A 16,256-nucleotide genomic window follows, 5' to 3' on the forward strand; every position below is an offset into this window, starting at 1 on the left:
TTGTCGAATACCAGGCTCGGATCGTAGACGAGCGGCGCTTCCTCGCTGTCCTGGGTCGGATCGGTCTGGTCGCTGTCGGCCGTCGCAGTATTGTCGATGTCGCCATCGCCGCCACCCTGCGTGTCGAGATCGGTTTGTGTGATTGCATAGCTACCGGTGAACATCGCGCTATCACCCGGCGCAAGCGAGGCGACTAGCTCGTTATTCCCCGTCAACGGATCGACCACGGTGACATTGGTCAGCGTGACATTACCGTTGTTGGTGACGGTGAACTTGTAATCGATGACGTCGCCTACCTCATCGAGCAGGCCGTTCCCGGCAGCATCCTCGCCCGTGATTTCCTTGTCGAACATCAGGCTGGGCATCTGGACCAGCGGCACCATTTCGCTGTCGTTGGTCGGATCGGTCTGGTCGCTGTCGGCCGTCGCGGTATTGTCGATGTCCCCATCGCCGCCGCCATTATCATCGAGATCGCCTTGGGTGATCGCGTATTGGCCGCTCACCGTCGTGCTGGCGCCGACCTCAAGGTCGCCGATATTCACGTTGGTGCCCGTCAGCGGGTCGACCACGGTGACATTGGTCAGCGTGATGTTGCCGACGTTGGTGACTACGAAGTCGTAGTCGATGATCTCGCCAGCATTATTAAGGATGCCATCGCCAGCCGCGTCGATATCCTTGACCTGCTTGTCGAACATGAGGGCAGGGTTCTGGACGATGTCGACCTCTTCACTATCGTCGACGGGATCGGTCTGGTCGCTGTCGGCGGTCGCGGTGTTGTCGATGTCGCCATCGCCGCCGCCATTATTATCGAGATCCTCCTGCGTGATCGCATAGCTGTCATACTGGGTGGAGAATTCGCCCGGCGCGAGCGTACCGACATTGACGTCGAGCCCCGTCAGCGGGTCCTGCACGATGACATTGGTCAGCGTGACATTTCCGATATTGGTCACCGTGAAGCTGTAGTCGATCAGTTCGCCGGCATTGTTTAGAATGCCGTCGCCGGCTTCGTCCTCGCCTTCGACTACCTTGTCGAGCGTCAGCAGCGGCGCGCGCAGGAACGGTACGGTCTCGTCATCCTGCACCGCATCGGTCTGATCGCTGTCGGCCGTCGCCGTGTTGTCGATATCGTTATCGGGGCCATCGGGGCTATCGTTGCCAAAATTGTCGATGTCGCCCTGGGTCAGGGTATAGCTGGCATCGACCGTAGCGCTTTCGCCCGGCGCCAGCGTACCGACATTTTCGGACGTACCCGTGCGCGGGTCGACCACGGTGACATTGGTCAGCGTGACATTACCCATGTTGGTGACGACCAGCTTGTAGAGGATTTCCTCACCAGCATGATCGAGCTGGCCATTGCCGGTCGCATCCACGGAAAAGATCTGCTTGTCGAACGCCAGCGCCGGGGATTGCACCAGCGGTGCATCGGCATCGTCGCTGTCGCTTACCGGGCCGCGTGCGGAATCCGCTTCGACTGACGCCGTGTTATCGAGATCTCCATCGGGACCATCAGAGCTGTCGTCGCCATTACTGTCGAGTTCAGCCTGCGTGACCGCGCGCGTGGCCGTATAGGTCCACGTCTCCCCGACATCGAGCACGCCATCCATGTCGAGATCGCCATCGTTGAAGCCGCCCGTCTGGTCCGGCTCGAGATTATCGGCGGCGCTGTCGGTCACGACCACATTGGTCAGGTCAAGCTCGCCATCATTAAAGACCGTGATCGAGTAGGTGACCACGTCACCTGCACTATCGAGCACGCCCGTGATGCCGTAATCGCCATCGTCGTCGATATCGATGACCGACTTTGTGATCTTGATGCTGGGATCGAGCGGGCGGTTGCCGATCGGATCGACCTGAAGAATCGTGCCGGCATCTAGCGAACTGTCGATCAGCACCGTTTCGAAATCGCCCGTCGTCTGTACATACCCGTCGGGCACAACTTCATCGATACGTAGCGAATAGTCGCTATCTTCAAGAACTACACTGCCAAAGCTGTATTTACCGTTGGAATCGGTTTCCGTGAAACGCTCGCCGTCATCCAGAATGCCATTTTCATTCTCGTCAATGAAGATCGTTACGCCTGCGAGTGGTCCTTCACCTATATCTTGAACGCCATTGCCATTTAGGTCCTCGAACTTCATGCCCTGGAGGATGACGGCGTTCTGGATGTTCCATTCCTCGAACCCGCCATTCACGCCCCAGCCGGCACCGGCATAGCCCATGCCGACATCGAGATAGAGCCAGGTCGTCGCCGCGTCATAGCCTGCAAAAAGCGCGGCAGGCACGAGGACGGCATAGTCGTCCGTACCGCTACCCGAGCTATTGGCTTCGCTGAGCAGGACCGAGACGTCGCCATCGGGGCCGCCATCCATGTCAAAGACGAGATCGGTAATGACCGGGTTTTCAAGATCGGTGCGCGTCTGGATCGTGCCGTCAGATGACACATAGAGCTTGAAGATATCGAGCGAGATCTGGGTATTGGGAGCTGAGTTTGCTTCGTTGAGATCGACGCGGAATTCGTAATATTCCACACCATCGATCACGGTGATGGGAATGGCACCGAGCAGGACCGCTTCGGTCTTGGCATGATCGATCTCCGGGTTGGAGCCGTCCAGCGGTGGTGAATCGATCGTGTTGAAGCCGCGCTCCCAGTCGCCTGGATCGTTATTGTCCTGGATCGCCAGGAAAGTGTTGTAGTTGCCGGTTCCCGACCCGACGTTGACGGCGTCGGTAAAGACTGCGCCGTTAATGGTCCCGCTCTCGCCGCCAGCGGTAATATCAAGATCCGGTTTTCCATCGCCCGTCTTGTCGGGTTCGACAGTTGCGTTGATGGTGAAGGAGGTGATGGTGAAACCGCTTGAGGAGTAGCTGGTAGACCCAGGCGCCAGCATCATGTCTTCCGTGGCGAACAGATCTTCTTCTTCGTCAAAGGCCATGTCACTATCCCCAAGTTAATGTCTGGCGCGCGCACACCACCACAAATCGCCGCGCGAAACGCACGGTGCAAACGCCTCCATTCGAACAAAATCGGTACTGCTTCTCGTGGGTAGGAAACCCAAAAGGACCCCTGTCCCGATTCCGGACAGTGAACTTTTCATTAACATGAGTCAAACAATTGGATTATTCTTTATCTAAAAGTTAAATAATCCAACTGGGAGTTAAACAAAATTTAATGCATCGGCGAAAACGACTCGGGTAGCGACTCGAGACAATGAGTTGCCAGCCGCGAAAACTTGCAAGTCGGATCATTTTAGATCTGAAAAATGGTTTCGCCGCCCATCTTAAGGAGTGCCGCGACCGTCAAAATGGATCGATCGGGAACATCGTGCGCTATTGCCGCTGATCGGCTTGAAATGGCTCGATGCAACATTACTTCAAGATTCCTGAACAAATGAGGAAAGCGAATTCATGGCCGATTACGAGCCCCCCAAGGTATGGACCTGGAACAAGGAAAACGGCGGCAAATTCGCTTCCATCAATGCGCCCACCGCCGGTGCGCGCGAGGACAAGGCGCTGCCTGTCGGCGATCACCCGCTGCAACTCTACAGCCTTGCCACGCCCAACGGGGTGAAGGTGACCATCCTGCTCGAAGAGCTGCTCGCCGCCGGTCACGATGCCGACTATGACGCCCACATCATCAACATCGGCGATGGCGACCAGTTCGGCTCGGGCTTCGTCGCGATCAATCCCAACAGCAAGATCCCCGCGATGGTCGATCATGCGCCCGCTGGCGGCAGCGAACCGCTGCGCATTTTCGAGAGCGGCAATATCCTGCTCTACCTCGCCGAGAAGTACGGGGCCTTTCTGCCGCAGGATGTCGCGCCCCGCACCGAGACGCTCAACTGGCTGTTCTGGCAGATGGGCGCGGGACCGTTCCTCGGCGGCGGCTTCGGCCACTTCTATCATTATGCGCCCGAGAAGATCGAATATGCGATCGACCGCTATGCGATGGAAGTGAAGCGCCAGTTCGACGTGCTCGACCGCCAGCTTGCGGAGAAGCGCTATATCGCGGGCGACGACTATACGATCGCCGACATGGCGATCTGGCCCTGGTACGGCGCGGTGGCCAACGGCGAAGCTTACGGCGATGCCGCGACCTTCCTCGCGCTTGACGAATACAAGCACGTCCAGCGCTGGGTCGCCGAGATTGGCGAACGCGACGCCGTCAAACGCGGCCGCATCGTCAACAAGAGTTGGGGCGACGTGCAGCTGGAGAACCGCCACAGCGCGGCCGATATCGACAAGGCGCTGGGGGTGACCGCCTAGGCCAGCAGCCGGGCCAGCATTTCGTCAAACTGCGTTGCTGTCTGCGCGAAGGCGTGACCGGCATCATAGACCCTCGCCATGAGGTTGGTCCCGCGTTGCCAGCCCTGTCCTTCCAGCGCCGCCGTGATGGCGCGTTGGTGGACTGCCATGCCCGCATCCATCATCTGCGTCCCGTGATCGAGCCACAGGCGACGGCCTTGAGGGGGTCCAGCTTCCCGAAATAGCCTGCCCATTGTTCGGGCAGGCCCGGATAATCGAGGAACCGTCCGTCATAGACCGCCCAATTGGGCGACATGCACCCGCCAAGGCCGAACGTGTCGCCTGCTTCCACGAAGATCGCACCCGACATGATGCCGGCCATGCTTGCGCCGAAGATCGCGGTGTCGAGGCGACCCGGCAAGGTGCGATAGGCGGCGTCGATGCGCGGTTTGAGCTCGCGGACCAGGGCGTCGATGAAAGGCGCCGACAAGAGCTGCTTGCGCGACGCATTGGCGATCTCGCGTTCTACGCCTGCGCGCAAGTCGGGCCCGCCTTCGTCGTAGATCGTCTGCGGCATATATTGGAGGAAGCGGTCGTCACCGAGATTGTCGATTGCGACGATGATCGTCGGGCGGATCGTATCCGACGCCATAAGCCACGCGGCACGGGTGTCCGCTGACAGAGTGACGCCGCCTGCGTCACCCGCAAAGGCCCACTGGCCATCGAGAAGGTAGAGCGTTTTATACCGCAGCCCGCTTCGGTCATAGCCGGGCGGGAGCCAGACGCGCGTGCGTGGCAACGCGTCACACGACAAGGTCTCGATCCGGCCGGTCGCGGTCGGTCGCCACGGGATGACCGGCTGGGCCAGCGTCGCCGCCGCCACCGCCATGAAGGCGCGGCGATCGATCACGCGATGATCAGGATACTGTCCATGGGGCGAGCCTAGCCCGCCCCATGCACCAAGTCGCGATCGAATTTAGCCGCGCGATTCCATGCGCGGACCACGGCTCGGACCGCGGTTACCGCGCTCGCCACCCTGGCCGCGCTGCCCGCCGGGCTTGCCCTGCCCGCCCGGCTTGCCGCCGAACTTCTTGGCGCCGCCCTTGCCCTTGAAGGGCTTTCGGCCGAACGGCTTGTCGCCGGGACGGCCACCGGGCTTGCCGCCCTGCTTCTTGAACTGGCGGCGCGGCTGTTCGCCGGCACTCGCGTTGGTGCGCTCGTCGTCACGGCGCTGGGGACGCGGGCCTCCAGGCCTACGCGCACGGCGCGGCTGTTCATTGCCAGCGTCAGCTGCGGCCTCTTCGCGCTTTTCATAGCGCTTACCGGTGCCCTTGATGCGGTGCGCCGGCTTCTTGCGGCGCGGACCGCGATCCTGGCGGGGGCCGCGATGATCGTCGCGGCTGAAGTCCGAACCACGACCGCCGCGCGCAGCATGACCGTTACGCTTGCCTTCGGCCTGCGTCACCGGCTTGGGCAGCTCCGCCGCCAGCTGGTTGAAGCCCTCCGGCAGCGGCAGCGGCATCGCGTTGGTACCGGTCAGCCGCTCGATGGCGCGCAGGTAATTCTTCTCGTCGGGCGCGACGAAGCTCATCGCGATACCCTCGGCACCCGCACGCGCGGTCCGCCCGATGCGGTGCACATATTGCTCCGCCACGTTGGGCAGCTCGTAGTTGAAGACATGGCTCACGCCCGGCACGTCAATGCCGCGCGCGGCGATATCGGTCGCCACGAGGACGCGCGTCTCGCCCGAACGGAAGCGGTTCAATGCATGGGTGCGCTGCCCCTGGCTCTTGTTGCCATGGATCGCGGCGGCATCGATGCCCGCGCCCAGCAGGAAGCGCACGACGCGATCGGCGCCGTGCTTGGTGCGGGTGAAGATCAGCGCGCGATCGAGCGAGCCGTCACCCAGATATTCCTTGAGGCGCAGCGTCAGCAGCGCCTGCTTCTCGCGCTGGTTGATGAAGGTCGCATATTGCTCGATCCGCTCGGCGGTCGTCGCCTGCGGCGTCACTTCGACGCGCACCGGATTGTCGATGAACTGCTTGCCGAGATCGGCAATCGCCTTCGGCATGGTGGCCGAGAAGAACAGCGACTGGCGCTCCTGCGGCAACAGTTTTGCAATGCGCTTAAGGTCGCGAATGAAGCCGAGATCCATCATCTGGTCAGCCTCGTCGAGCACGAAGATCTCGACGTTGCGCAGCGTCAGCGCGCGCTGGTCGATGAGGTCGAGCAGGCGGCCCGGCGTCGCGACGAGAATGTCGGTGCCGCGAACCAGACGGCGCGCATGCTTGGACGCGGGCACGCCGCCGAACACGCACTGCGTTTCCAGCTTGAGGTGCTTGGCATAGCCGTCGATGTTGCGCGCGATCTGCGCGGCGAGCTCGCGCGTCGGCGAGAGCACCAGCATGCGGCATGAGGCCGGCTGGCGCGGCACGAAGCCCTGCGCGGCGAGGCGATGGAGCGAAGGCAGCGCGAACGCGGCCGTCTTGCCGGTACCCGTCTGGGCAATGCCCATGAGGTCGCGGCCTTCCAGAAGCGGCGGAATGGCATCGCGCTGGATCGGTGTAGGATTGTCATAACCGCGATCGCGAAGCGCGCGGACGATGGGCTCGGCAAGGCCGAGCGTGTCAAAAAAGCTCATGGATTTCTTTCAAATATGATGCGCAGCGCGCCGCACATGCGAACGCACTAAGCAGGTGTCTTAAAGGCGACCCTGCGTGAAAAAGGCGGCTGCGAAAATCTGTGTCGGCACGGGCTGTCTAGAGCCTCACGCTGTGCCGGATGAAGCGTTGGAAGCTTCATGCGTTGAGCGCCCTCTATGCTGCATCGCACCAAAACGCAAGCTGAACAGTGCCTAAGGCAGATAGCGTATCGTGCCCGTGCCGCGCGCCGCGACCGGCAGGTACAGCCCCGCGCCTGTCGCCTGCACCTGGCCGTGGCTGACGCTGTCGATCGTCGCCGAGACGCGAAAGTCGCCTTGCTCCAGCTCAGCGAGTGCCTCGCGCACCGATCCGATGATGCGGTCATATTCGCCCGAGAAATCTTCCTGCAGCGCACCCTCGATCTTCGCCTTGACCTCGGGGCTGAGCAGCAAGGCGCCGATGCGGTTTAGCACCGCGCTGTCGCTGCGCCCGTAAAGATCGAATTCCTCGATCGTGATCTGCGTACTGCCCGGCGCGTTGACCGGGCGCCCCGTCAGCCACACCCTACCCTTGCGCGTGCCGAACAGGCGCGACCACCACGAGCCTTCGCTCTTGAGCTCGGCCTCGATCCCCACCGCCACGCGTCCGCCCTCGATCGCGTACACCGTCACATCGAGAAACGCCGCGCGCACTTCACCCACATCGGGCACTTCAATGCCCTGCTCATCGAGCTCGCGCAGTTCGCGCAAGATAACCGGCTCGAGCTCTTCATAATCGGCCAGCACCGGCACCGCGAAGGCCAGCCCCTCGTCCCCGCCCATCGCCCGCGGCGCGGGGAGCGCGGTTACTTCGGGCGCAGGCGGTGCTTCGCCGACGAAGATCTCGGACAATGCCTCCAATGACAAATCGAGCACCGCCTCGCGCCGCGACGCCCGGATGCATTCGAGCCCCACCGCGCGCGGCGTCACCCGCAAATAGGTCGGCGGATCGCTTTCGACCTCCTGCACGGTAAAGCCCTTCGCCCACACAGCCTCGGCCTGGGCACGCAAATCGAGCTGCCCGATCGCCGCTTCCAGCTCGCGCTCGACCCGCCGCACCACGCCGGCAAGCTCCTTGTCCGCGCGGCTGGCAAAACCGATCCGCTGGCCGAGGAAATCGATCCCCGGCTCCTCGCGCCAGTCATAGGCGATGCGCACGTCCGCATCGGGCCGCCAGTCCTCCCCCAAGCTCAGCTGCACCTCCATGCGCACATCGGCGCGCGCATCCGCCGTTTCGCCCTTGAGCACCCCGCCAATATCGTTGGCCGAGACCGCCGCGTTGACCGGCATCGTCACGATCAGCCGGTCGCCCTGCCCGCGCAGCGTCAGCTTCCCGCGCGTCACCTGCCCGACGACGCGGCAGCCGATATCGGGGGTCAGCCGCACCCGCACGCCCAGCGCCTCGACCCGCTGCGGCGGCACGCAATTGTCGAACGCCCGATCGATCCCCCACAACCGCCGCGGCACCCGCGCCTCGAGCGCCGCTTCGAGCGGCGCGAGCGGCACCGCGACCGGCGCCGTAAGCCGCGAAGACACCCCTTCGAGCGAAGGTGCATCATGCACCCGCGCAGGCGCCTCGATAGCCGTCTCATCCGCGCAAGCGGCGAGGAGGAAGGTGAGGGCTAGAACAGCAAGCGTGCGCATGCCGCGCACTGTGCAACGCAAAGCGATGAAGCGAAAGAGGGCGCGGCGATTCTAAGCCCGGCGAACTGGAGCGCCGTTCGCGGCGAAACTGGAAGCGCCGAGCGCAAGAGGGAACGGAGCGAAGCGAATGAGCTTGCGTCGCGATGGCTTACTATAGCCATACGTGATTATTGCCGACGACTTCATGACCAAGATGTCTTCGGGCTGTCGAAAGCTGCTCATCCAAGCACACGCCGTGCGCGCTTTGCCTCGTCACCGGCTAACGCCCGAAGTGGGTTTCATTGAAAAGAAGGGGAGCCACGGGGCTCCCCCAAAAACCGGCTCAAAGAACCTTGTAATAGCTGGCAGCCTGTTTGTGGCTCGACGGGCTTTTTGCGAGGCGCTGGGGGTCCCAGTCATAAGCATCTAGCTGGCCGTCGAACAGCGGTGCTGCCTTCGAAAGCTTTTCGAGAAGTACGGAATCGATATTCTCGTGGGCCCAAACGATCTTGCCGTTTTCGACTTTCATCAATGAAGAAAGAGCAGTGACAAACGGGATTATCAGTGCGTCTGGATATTTCCATTTCATCTCAGGAGTTGCGCGCTGGAAAAATGGAGTGACCGGACGGACACCGGTATATCCGCTCACGTCTTTGCCCTCCTCCTTGAGCTGCTTGAGCTTGGCCGGGTCATACATCTTTACGACGTTTCGGCGGCCAAACCGGAAGCCCCCATTGTTGTAGAGGATCGGGAATCGCTCATAAATTAAGTCAAAAAGGCGTGGCAGATCACCCGTAATCTCCAAGCACGATTGCACAGTTTTGTGATGAAGTTGGCGCGCTTGGCCAGCTTGCCCGCCAATTGGTTGCGTCACTTCATCATTCAACATCAATGTGTTGAACTTGTCGGAGCATTCTCCTTTATTTCGGTAAATGTTTTGGGGGAGGACCGAAATATCAAGCGGGAGAAGATCATTAGCTGCGGCGAGGTTCAGAGGGATCCATGCCAACGCAACAATGTCACGTACCGGAATAGGCTTCGCATCATCTGCCTCCACGACACCGGGCTTCCACTCTACTCGCTCGCTAAGTTCTTTGGGAAGAGCTTCTTTCAAGACGTCGTAGAAGCCCAACTTGTTCTGAAACGCTTCGGTTTTGACCTGCGTGTTAGCATTTCGAGCCTGCGAAATATCGAACGCCGCACGATCAAAAGCCTCTTGCGCACCTTCGTCGCTCGAACACGGGTAAATCAGCTCTACAGCAATGAGATCTTCGGGATCGAAAGTGATTTCGTCGATCTGGTCGCGATATTCCGACCACGCATCGTCCAACTGTTCCCAAGTGCGGATACGCTTCAGGGCTTTTTCGTCAACGATCTGGCTGAGAACAAAGAGCCCAATTGCGAAAAGATTGTGGCCGCCGTCCAAGACGCCGTCCACGAATTCTTTCTCGAACAAAATACGGAAACGGCCGCGTTGCAGTTCTTCGACTTCATGCGATGAAATCAACAGGCCTTTCGACTTAAAACGGAACAATTCTGGCGTGTCGTTTAGGGTACCTACGATTGCCTCAATAATCGCATTACGCTTAGCGTTCCGAGGGTTAGGCGCCAGCGCTTTGCTGTCGAGGATCGGCAGCAGCTGACCGATATTCACAAAGCCGATAGCCCGACGGATCCCATCTTCCTCAGTATTCGGTTGGATCGCGACGTGAGCAAACTTCAAAATAAACGAAGACATAAAAAAACGTCCCTTCTTTGACAAAAGAGGGACGGCTCGGCTCGATAGAGCGGCTCGACTGATCGAGCGATGCATTTTCGACCGAAACCGTCTCTGGTTTCAAAACGAGCCTATCCAGGCCCAACTCCGCGACCTTCACAGATCGCATCTAGGTCACTAACTTACTTAACTTAGTTTGCTAAAGAATAACTAGAAAGATTGCTTCTTCGCTTCTTTGCGCACTCCGCCTTAGCGCGCTCTCGAGTTTGCTTGCGGTTGCGCCGCAATCGCTTCCTGCTGCTCGGCGCTCCTAATTGTCATCCCCCATCTTAAGCGCCGCAATAAACGCCTCCTGCGGGATGCTCACACTGCCATATTCCCGCATTTTCGCCTTACCCTTCTTCTGCTTCTCCAGCAGCTTGCGCTTGCGGGTCGCGTCACCGCCGTAACACTTCGCCGTCACGTCCTTGCGCATCGCGCTGATCGTTTCGCGGGCGATGATCTTGCCGCCGATGGCGGCCTGGATGGGGATCTTGAAGAGGTGGCGGGGGATGAGGTCCTTCAGCCGCTCACACATGCCGCGGCCGCGTTCTTCCGCGGTGCCGCGGTGGACGATCATCGACAGCGCGTCGACCGGCTCCTCGTTGACGAGGATGCTCATCTTCACCAAGTCGCCCTCGCGGTAGCCGATCTGCTCGTAATCAAAGCTCGCATAGCCTTTGCTGATCGACTTCAGCCGGTCGTAGAAATCGAACACGACTTCATTGAGCGGCAGCTCGTAGATCACCTGCGCGCGGCCGCCGACATAGGTCAGTTCCTTCTGGATGCCGCGGCGGTCCTGGCATAGCTTCAGGATGCCGCCGAGATATTCGTCGGGGGTGTAAATCGTCGCCTTGATCCACGGTTCCTCGATGAAGTTGATGCGGTTCACATCGGGCATGTCGGCGGGGTTGTGCAGCTCCAGCACCATCGCTTCTTCGGTCTTCGTGTGGGCGAGGTCCATCTTGTAGACGACGCTGGGCGCGGTGGTGATGAGGTCGAGATCATATTCGCGGGTCAGCCGCTCCTGGATGATCTCGAGGTGGAGGAGGCCGAGGAAGCCGCAGCGAAAGCCGAAGCCCAGCGCCGCCGAGGTTTCCATCTCGAAGCTGAACGAGGCATCGTTGAGCCTGAGCTTGTAGAGGCTGTCGCGCAGCTTCTCGAAATCGGCGGCGTCGACGGGGAAGAGCCCGCAGAAGACGACCGGCTGGACTTCCTTGAAGCCCGGCAGCGGCTTTTCGGTCGGGTTCTTGACCGTGGTGATGGTGTCGCCGACCGCGGTCTGGCTGACTTCCTTGATCTGCGCGGTGATGAAGCCGATTTCGCCCGGGCCGAGCTCTTCGAGATCGGTGCGCTTGGGGGTGAAGCAGCCGACGCGGTCGATCAGGTGCTGGGTGCCGGCCTGCATGAACTTGACCTGCTGACCCTTCCTGATGAAGCCGTCCTGCACGCGCACGAGGATGACGACGCCGAGATAAGGGTCATACCAGCTGTCGACCAACATGGCTTTTAGCGGCTTGTCGCGGTCGCCTTGCGGGGGCGGGATGCGATCGACGATCGCCTGCAGGATCGCTTCGATGCCGATGCCGGTCTTGGCGCTGGCTTCGACCGCGTCTTCGGCGGGCAGGCCGATGACTTCTTCGATCTCCAGTTTGACGCGATCGGGATCGGCGGCGGGCAGGTCGATCTTGTTGATGACGGGCACGATCTCGTGGTCATGCTCGATCGACTGGTAGACATTGGCAAGCGTCTGCGCCTCGACGCCTTGTGCCGCGTCGACCACCAATAGCGCGCCTTCGCACGCGGCAAGGCTGCGCGAGACTTCGTAGGCGAAGTCGACGTGGCCCGGCGTGTCCATCAGGTTGAGCTCGTACGTCTCGCCGTCGGCGGCCTGCCAGTTGAGCCGCACCGTCTGGCTCTTGATCGTGATCCCGCGCTCTTTCTCGATGTCCATATTGTCGAGCACCTGCTCGCGCATCTCGCGCTGCGTCAGCCCGCCCGTCACCTGGATAAGGCGATCGGCGAGCGTGCTTTTGCCGTGATCGATATGCGCGATGATGGAAAAATTGCGGATTTTGGAGAGGTCAGTCATTTCGCGGCGTCGGCTAGCAGGGAAATACATCCTTGTCAGCAAAATCAGGAACCATGCCACCTGCCCAATCGTCTTGCCCTGAAATGGGGGAAACAGAACAGGGAGCCATATTGATGGTCAGTACCTCCGGATTGGAATCCACCGCCTCGAACCTCGAGACCTGGACGCGCATCGGCTTTTTCGCGCGCGGTCTCATCTACATCCTGCTGGGCTATGTCGCGCTGAGCGCAGCGGCGCCCGATAGCACGTCCGATCTTTTCAAGAGCGTGGAAGACCTTCCCGCAGGTATGGTGATGCTTGGTATCATTGCCCTGGGTGCGATCGGCTATGGCATCTGGAAAATCATGAATGCCGTCCAGAACTACGAGGGCATCGACGACGACACCAAGGGCAAGATCAAGCGCTTCTTCTATATCGTCGGCGGGCTGGGCTATTTCATCCTCGCCTATCTTGCGGCCAAGACACTACTGGGATCGGGAGGGTCTGGCGACGGGACCGAAGAAGCCGCGCAGATGGCGCCGGCTTGGTTGGTCCTGACCGTTGGCGCAGGCATCCTCGTCGCCGGCGCTTTCCAGATCAAGAAGGGTGTCACGCGCGAATTCCTAGAGGGCCTGACGGGCGATACGCCGCCATTTGTTGAGTGGTTCGGGCTGGCCGGGCATCTCGCGCGCGGCGTCGTTTTCATCGTGTCAGGCTGGTTCGTGGTTCAGGCCGCGGGCGGCGACAGCGACCAGGCCAGAGGGCTGGCCGGAGCGCTGAGCAGTCTCAGGGATACCGGCACGCTGTTCACGATCTTGTGCATCGGGCTGATCCTTTTCGGCCTCTTCAGTCTTGTCGAAGCCAAGTATCGCGTCATCCCCAACAAGGATTTGCGTCCCCACCACTAGGCCTTCCGCCATTCGTCGACCGCGATAGGCCGTTGGTAGACCACCTTTCGGCCACCCTTGCCCTTTGCCGTGCGCGCAGCCAACGTCGCGCGCGGGAATTCCTACGCATCGCGGAGATAGTATGAACAAGTTCAAGACATTTGCCGCCGCACTCGCCAGTGCGACCGCGCTGACCGCCGTACCCTCGCTGGCCGTCGCGACCGATAATCACGTCGAGGCATCGAACGAGGCGCTGCAGAGCCTCGTCGACCAGGTCAAGATCGAGCACGAAACCTTCACCCTCGACAATGGCCTTACCGTTATCGTCCACGAAGATCGCAAGGCGCCGATTATCGCGGTATCGGTGTGGTATAATGTCGGCTCGAAGGACGAGCCCAAGGGCAAGACCGGCTTTGCGCACTTGTTCGAACATCTGATGTTCAATGGTTCGGAGAACCTGCCGGGCGACTATTTCGAATGGACCGAACAGATCGGCGCCACCAATCTCAACGGCACGACCTGGTACGACCGGACCAACTATTTCCAGAACGTGCCCACCGGCGCCTTCGAACGCGTCCTGTTCATGGAAAGCGACCGCATGGGTTACCTGCTTGGCGCGGTGACGCAGGAAAAGCTGACCAACCAGATTGGCGTCGTCCAAAACGAAAAGCGTCTTGGCGACAACCAGCCGGGTGGTCTTGTTGGCTACGAAGTGTCGGAAGCGCTGCTGCCCGAAGGTCATCCCTATCGTCACTCGACCATCGGTTCGATGGCCGATCTCAACAGCGCGACTCTGGGTGATGTCCAGAACTGGTTCATCGACAAATATGGTCCCAACAACGCGGTCATCGTGATCGCCGGGGACATCAACGCCGAAGAAGCGCGCCCCGCCGTCGAGACATATTTCGGCGCCATTCCGCGCGGCAAGGTGAACAACCCGGCGCAAGCCGATGTGCCGACGCTTGGCGAAGCCAAGCGCCTGGTCATGTACGATCGCATCCCGACGCCGCGGGTGCAAAAGCACTGGGTGGTCGGCGGTCTCAATGATCCCGATGTCGAAGCGCTGGAAATTGCCGGGCGCATCCTCGGCGGCCTCGCGTCCTCGCGATTGGACGCGCAGATCGTTCGCGGCGAAGAAATCGCGAACAATGCTTACGCCAGCAACCAGGCGTTTCACCGTCTCGGCCGCTTTTCCATGGGCGCCGAAGCCAAGGAAGGTGTCGAGGTCAACGCGCTCGAACAGCGTCTCAACGAGATCCTGACCAAGTTCGTGATCGAAGGCCCGACGCAGGAAGAAGTCGACCGCGCGGTCACCGACCTGTTGGCCGACCGGATCCGCGGGCTCGAGCAGGTTGGCGGCTTTGGCGGCAAGGCCAATGCGCTCGCCGAAGGCAAGCTCTATTCGGACGACAGCAATTATTATGCTGAAGCGCTGCAGGAATATGCCTCGCTGACGCCCGAAGACGTGCGCGCGGCGGCTGCCAAATGGCTTGCCCGCCCGTCGGTAACCGTCAACCTCATGCCGGGCGAACGCGGCGAATATGAGGAACCCGAGGGCCCGCCGCCATCGAGCACCGAAGTGCGCGAATATGAAATCACCAAGCGTGAAATGCCGCCCATCGGCACGACCTCGGCGCTCGACTTCCCCGATGTCGAAAGCGTGCAGCTTTCGAACGGCGCGATGCTCTATTATGCGCAGCGCGACACGGTGCCGGTGACCCAGTTGGTCATCGAATTCGACGCCGGTTCGTCTGCCGACGGCATTGGGCGCGCCGGCCTTGCCAACATGACGATGGGTCTGCTCGATGAAGGTGCGGGCGGCATGGATGCGCAGGCGATCGCCGAAGCCGAAGAAGCGCTCGGCGCCAATATCGGTTTCGGCAACAGCCAGGATGAAAGCATCGCCAGCATGTCGGCGCTGTCGACGAACCTGGCGGCCTCGCTCGACCTGCTCGGCACGATGCTGCGCGAACCGACCTTTGCCGAAGGCGAAATCAATCGTGTGCGCAGCCAGGCGCTGGCCGGTATCGCTCGCGCCAAGTCGAGCCCCAACGGGCTGCTTGCGATGGCGCTGCCCAAGATCATCTACGGCGAAAACGATCCGTACGGCGCTAGCCCGTTCGGCGATGAAAACGCGATCAAGTCCTTCGATCGCGACGATCTGGTGGCCTTCAAGGATGCCTATATCCGTCCCGATAACATGGAGGTCTACGTCGTTTCCGACCTTCCGCTGGAGCAAGTCCAGGCTGCGCTGGAGGCCGAATTCGGTGACTGGGCGGCCCCAAGCGTCGCCAAGGGCGAGAAGGTCTTCCCTGACCGCCCGACGCGCCCGACGTCGACCCGCGTGGTGCTGATCGATCGTCCGGATTCGCCGCAATCGGTGGTTGCCGCCGCGCAAATCCTGCCGATCGATCCGACTGCCGACTTGGTGGACCTCAATGCCGCCAACGAAGCATTGGGGGGCAACTTCCTGTCGCGTATCAACATGGATCTTCGCGAAACCAAGGGCTGGTCCTATGGCGTGCGCGGTTCGGTGCAGCGCCGCGATGCCGATGTCGGTTACCTGATCACGGCGCCGGTACAAGCGGACCGCACGGCCGATAGCTACAAGGCGCTGGACTTCCAGTATCGCGACTTCCTGTCGGAAAATGGCGTCACCGACGCCGAACTGGCGCGCATCAAGGCGAGCAATATCGCCGCGCTTCCGGGGCAGTTCGAAACGTCGAATTCGGTCCTTGGCGGCATTCGCAACAATGTCGAGCTCGGCCGTCCGATGGACTATTACGAGACGCTCTCGGAGAAATATGCGGCGCAGACCCGCGAAGGCCTCGACGCGACCATCCGCGATGTCATCGATCCCGATGGCTGGGTGTGGGTGATCGTCGGCGATGCCGATGTCGTCCGCCCGCAGCTCGACGAAGCGGGCATCGAATATGAAATGGCAGGCGATCTCGGCCTGTAAGCGCCGGGGTTCACTCTAGCCCAAGACAACGTGGG

At 60.9% G+C, this 16,256-nt stretch carries 10 protein-coding genes; 3 read left to right on the top strand and 7 right to left on the bottom strand.

Features of this window, described 5'->3' with window-relative positions; translation table 11 throughout:
- Positions 1 to 2,933, bottom strand: a 2,933-nt coding sequence (locus NUX07_RS00005) for a DUF7507 domain-containing protein (protein WP_265527965.1), incomplete at its 3' end; no start/stop codon positions are given.
- Positions 2,934 to 3,405: 472 nt separating this feature from the next.
- Here NUX07_RS00005 and yghU point away from each other — a divergent pair.
- On the top strand, positions 3,406 to 4,263 hold the full coding sequence (gene yghU / locus NUX07_RS00010) for a glutathione-dependent disulfide-bond oxidoreductase (RefSeq protein ID WP_265527966.1): 858 nt from the start codon (positions 3,406 to 3,408) through the stop codon (positions 4,261 to 4,263).
- Here yghU and NUX07_RS00015 read toward each other — a convergent pair.
- From NUX07_RS00015 to lepA, 6 genes are all read right to left on the bottom strand, one after another.
- On the bottom strand, positions 4,260 to 4,412 hold the full coding sequence (locus NUX07_RS00015; RefSeq protein ID WP_265527967.1) for a hypothetical protein: 153 nt from the start codon (positions 4,410 to 4,412) through the stop codon (positions 4,260 to 4,262). The two genes, yghU and NUX07_RS00015, sit on opposite strands and share 4 nt — an antisense overlap.
- Positions 4,413 to 4,423: 11 nt before the next feature.
- Complete coding sequence (locus NUX07_RS00020; protein WP_265527968.1) at positions 4,424 to 5,152, bottom strand: alpha/beta hydrolase-fold protein; 729 nt, start codon at positions 5,150 to 5,152, stop codon at positions 4,424 to 4,426.
- A gap of 66 nt (positions 5,153 to 5,218) precedes the next feature.
- Entirely contained in the window at positions 5,219 to 6,883 is a 1,665-nt protein-coding gene (locus NUX07_RS00025) for a DEAD/DEAH box helicase (protein WP_265527969.1), read from the bottom strand.
- A gap of 213 nt (positions 6,884 to 7,096) precedes the next feature.
- A complete protein-coding gene (locus tag NUX07_RS00030) occupies positions 7,097 to 8,566 on the bottom strand; it encodes a DUF4403 family protein (RefSeq protein WP_265527970.1) in 1,470 nt (489 codons plus the stop codon).
- A gap of 322 nt (positions 8,567 to 8,888) precedes the next feature.
- Complete coding sequence (locus NUX07_RS00035; RefSeq protein ID WP_265527971.1) at positions 8,889 to 10,283, bottom strand: hypothetical protein; 1,395 nt, start codon at positions 10,281 to 10,283, stop codon at positions 8,889 to 8,891.
- Positions 10,284 to 10,572: 289 nt separating this feature from the next.
- Positions 10,573 to 12,393, bottom strand: a complete 1,821-nt coding sequence (gene lepA / locus NUX07_RS00040; protein ID WP_265527972.1) for a translation elongation factor 4 — start codon at positions 12,391 to 12,393, stop codon at positions 10,573 to 10,575.
- A gap of 113 nt (positions 12,394 to 12,506) precedes the next feature.
- On the opposite strand from lepA, the gene NUX07_RS00045 reads away from it, so the two are divergent.
- Positions 12,507 to 13,280 carry a DUF1206 domain-containing protein gene (locus NUX07_RS00045; RefSeq protein ID WP_265527973.1) on the top strand — a complete coding sequence of 258 codons (774 nt, stop codon included), beginning with the start codon at positions 12,507 to 12,509 and terminating at the stop codon, positions 13,278 to 13,280.
- A 121-nt stretch (positions 13,281 to 13,401) separates the two neighbouring features.
- Positions 13,402 to 16,221 carry a M16 family metallopeptidase gene (locus NUX07_RS00050; RefSeq protein WP_265527974.1) on the top strand — a complete coding sequence of 940 codons (2,820 nt, stop codon included), beginning with the start codon at positions 13,402 to 13,404 and terminating at the stop codon, positions 16,219 to 16,221.
- Positions 16,222 to 16,256 lie beyond the last annotated feature (35 nt).

The organism is Sphingomicrobium marinum, assembly GCF_026157105.1.
GTDB classification, from domain to species: Bacteria; Pseudomonadota; Alphaproteobacteria; order Sphingomonadales; family Sphingomonadaceae; genus Sphingomicrobium; species Sphingomicrobium marinum.

Bases quoted from the DNA above. Each gene is read 5' to 3' on its own strand.
- yghU (WP_265527966.1), top strand. From the start codon at position 3,406: ATGGCCGATTACGAGCCCCCCAAGGTATGGACCTGGAACAAGGAAAAC.
- NUX07_RS00035 (WP_265527971.1), bottom strand. From the start codon at position 10,283: ATGTCTTCGTTTATTTTGAAGTTTGCTCACGTCGCGATCCAACCGAAT.
- NUX07_RS00045 (WP_265527973.1), top strand. From the start codon at position 12,507: ATGGTCAGTACCTCCGGATTGGAATCCACCGCCTCGAACCTCGAGACC.
- NUX07_RS00030 (WP_265527970.1), bottom strand. From the start codon at position 8,566: ATGCGCACGCTTGCTGTTCTAGCCCTCACCTTCCTCCTCGCCGCTTGC.
- NUX07_RS00015 (WP_265527967.1), bottom strand. From the start codon at position 4,412: ATGGCAGTCCACCAACGCGCCATCACGGCGGCGCTGGAAGGACAGGGC.
- NUX07_RS00025 (WP_265527969.1), bottom strand. From the start codon at position 6,883: ATGAGCTTTTTTGACACGCTCGGCCTTGCCGAGCCCATCGTCCGCGCG.
- NUX07_RS00050 (WP_265527974.1), top strand. From the start codon at position 13,402: ATGAACAAGTTCAAGACATTTGCCGCCGCACTCGCCAGTGCGACCGCG.
- lepA (WP_265527972.1), bottom strand. From the start codon at position 12,393: ATGACTGACCTCTCCAAAATCCGCAATTTTTCCATCATCGCGCATATC.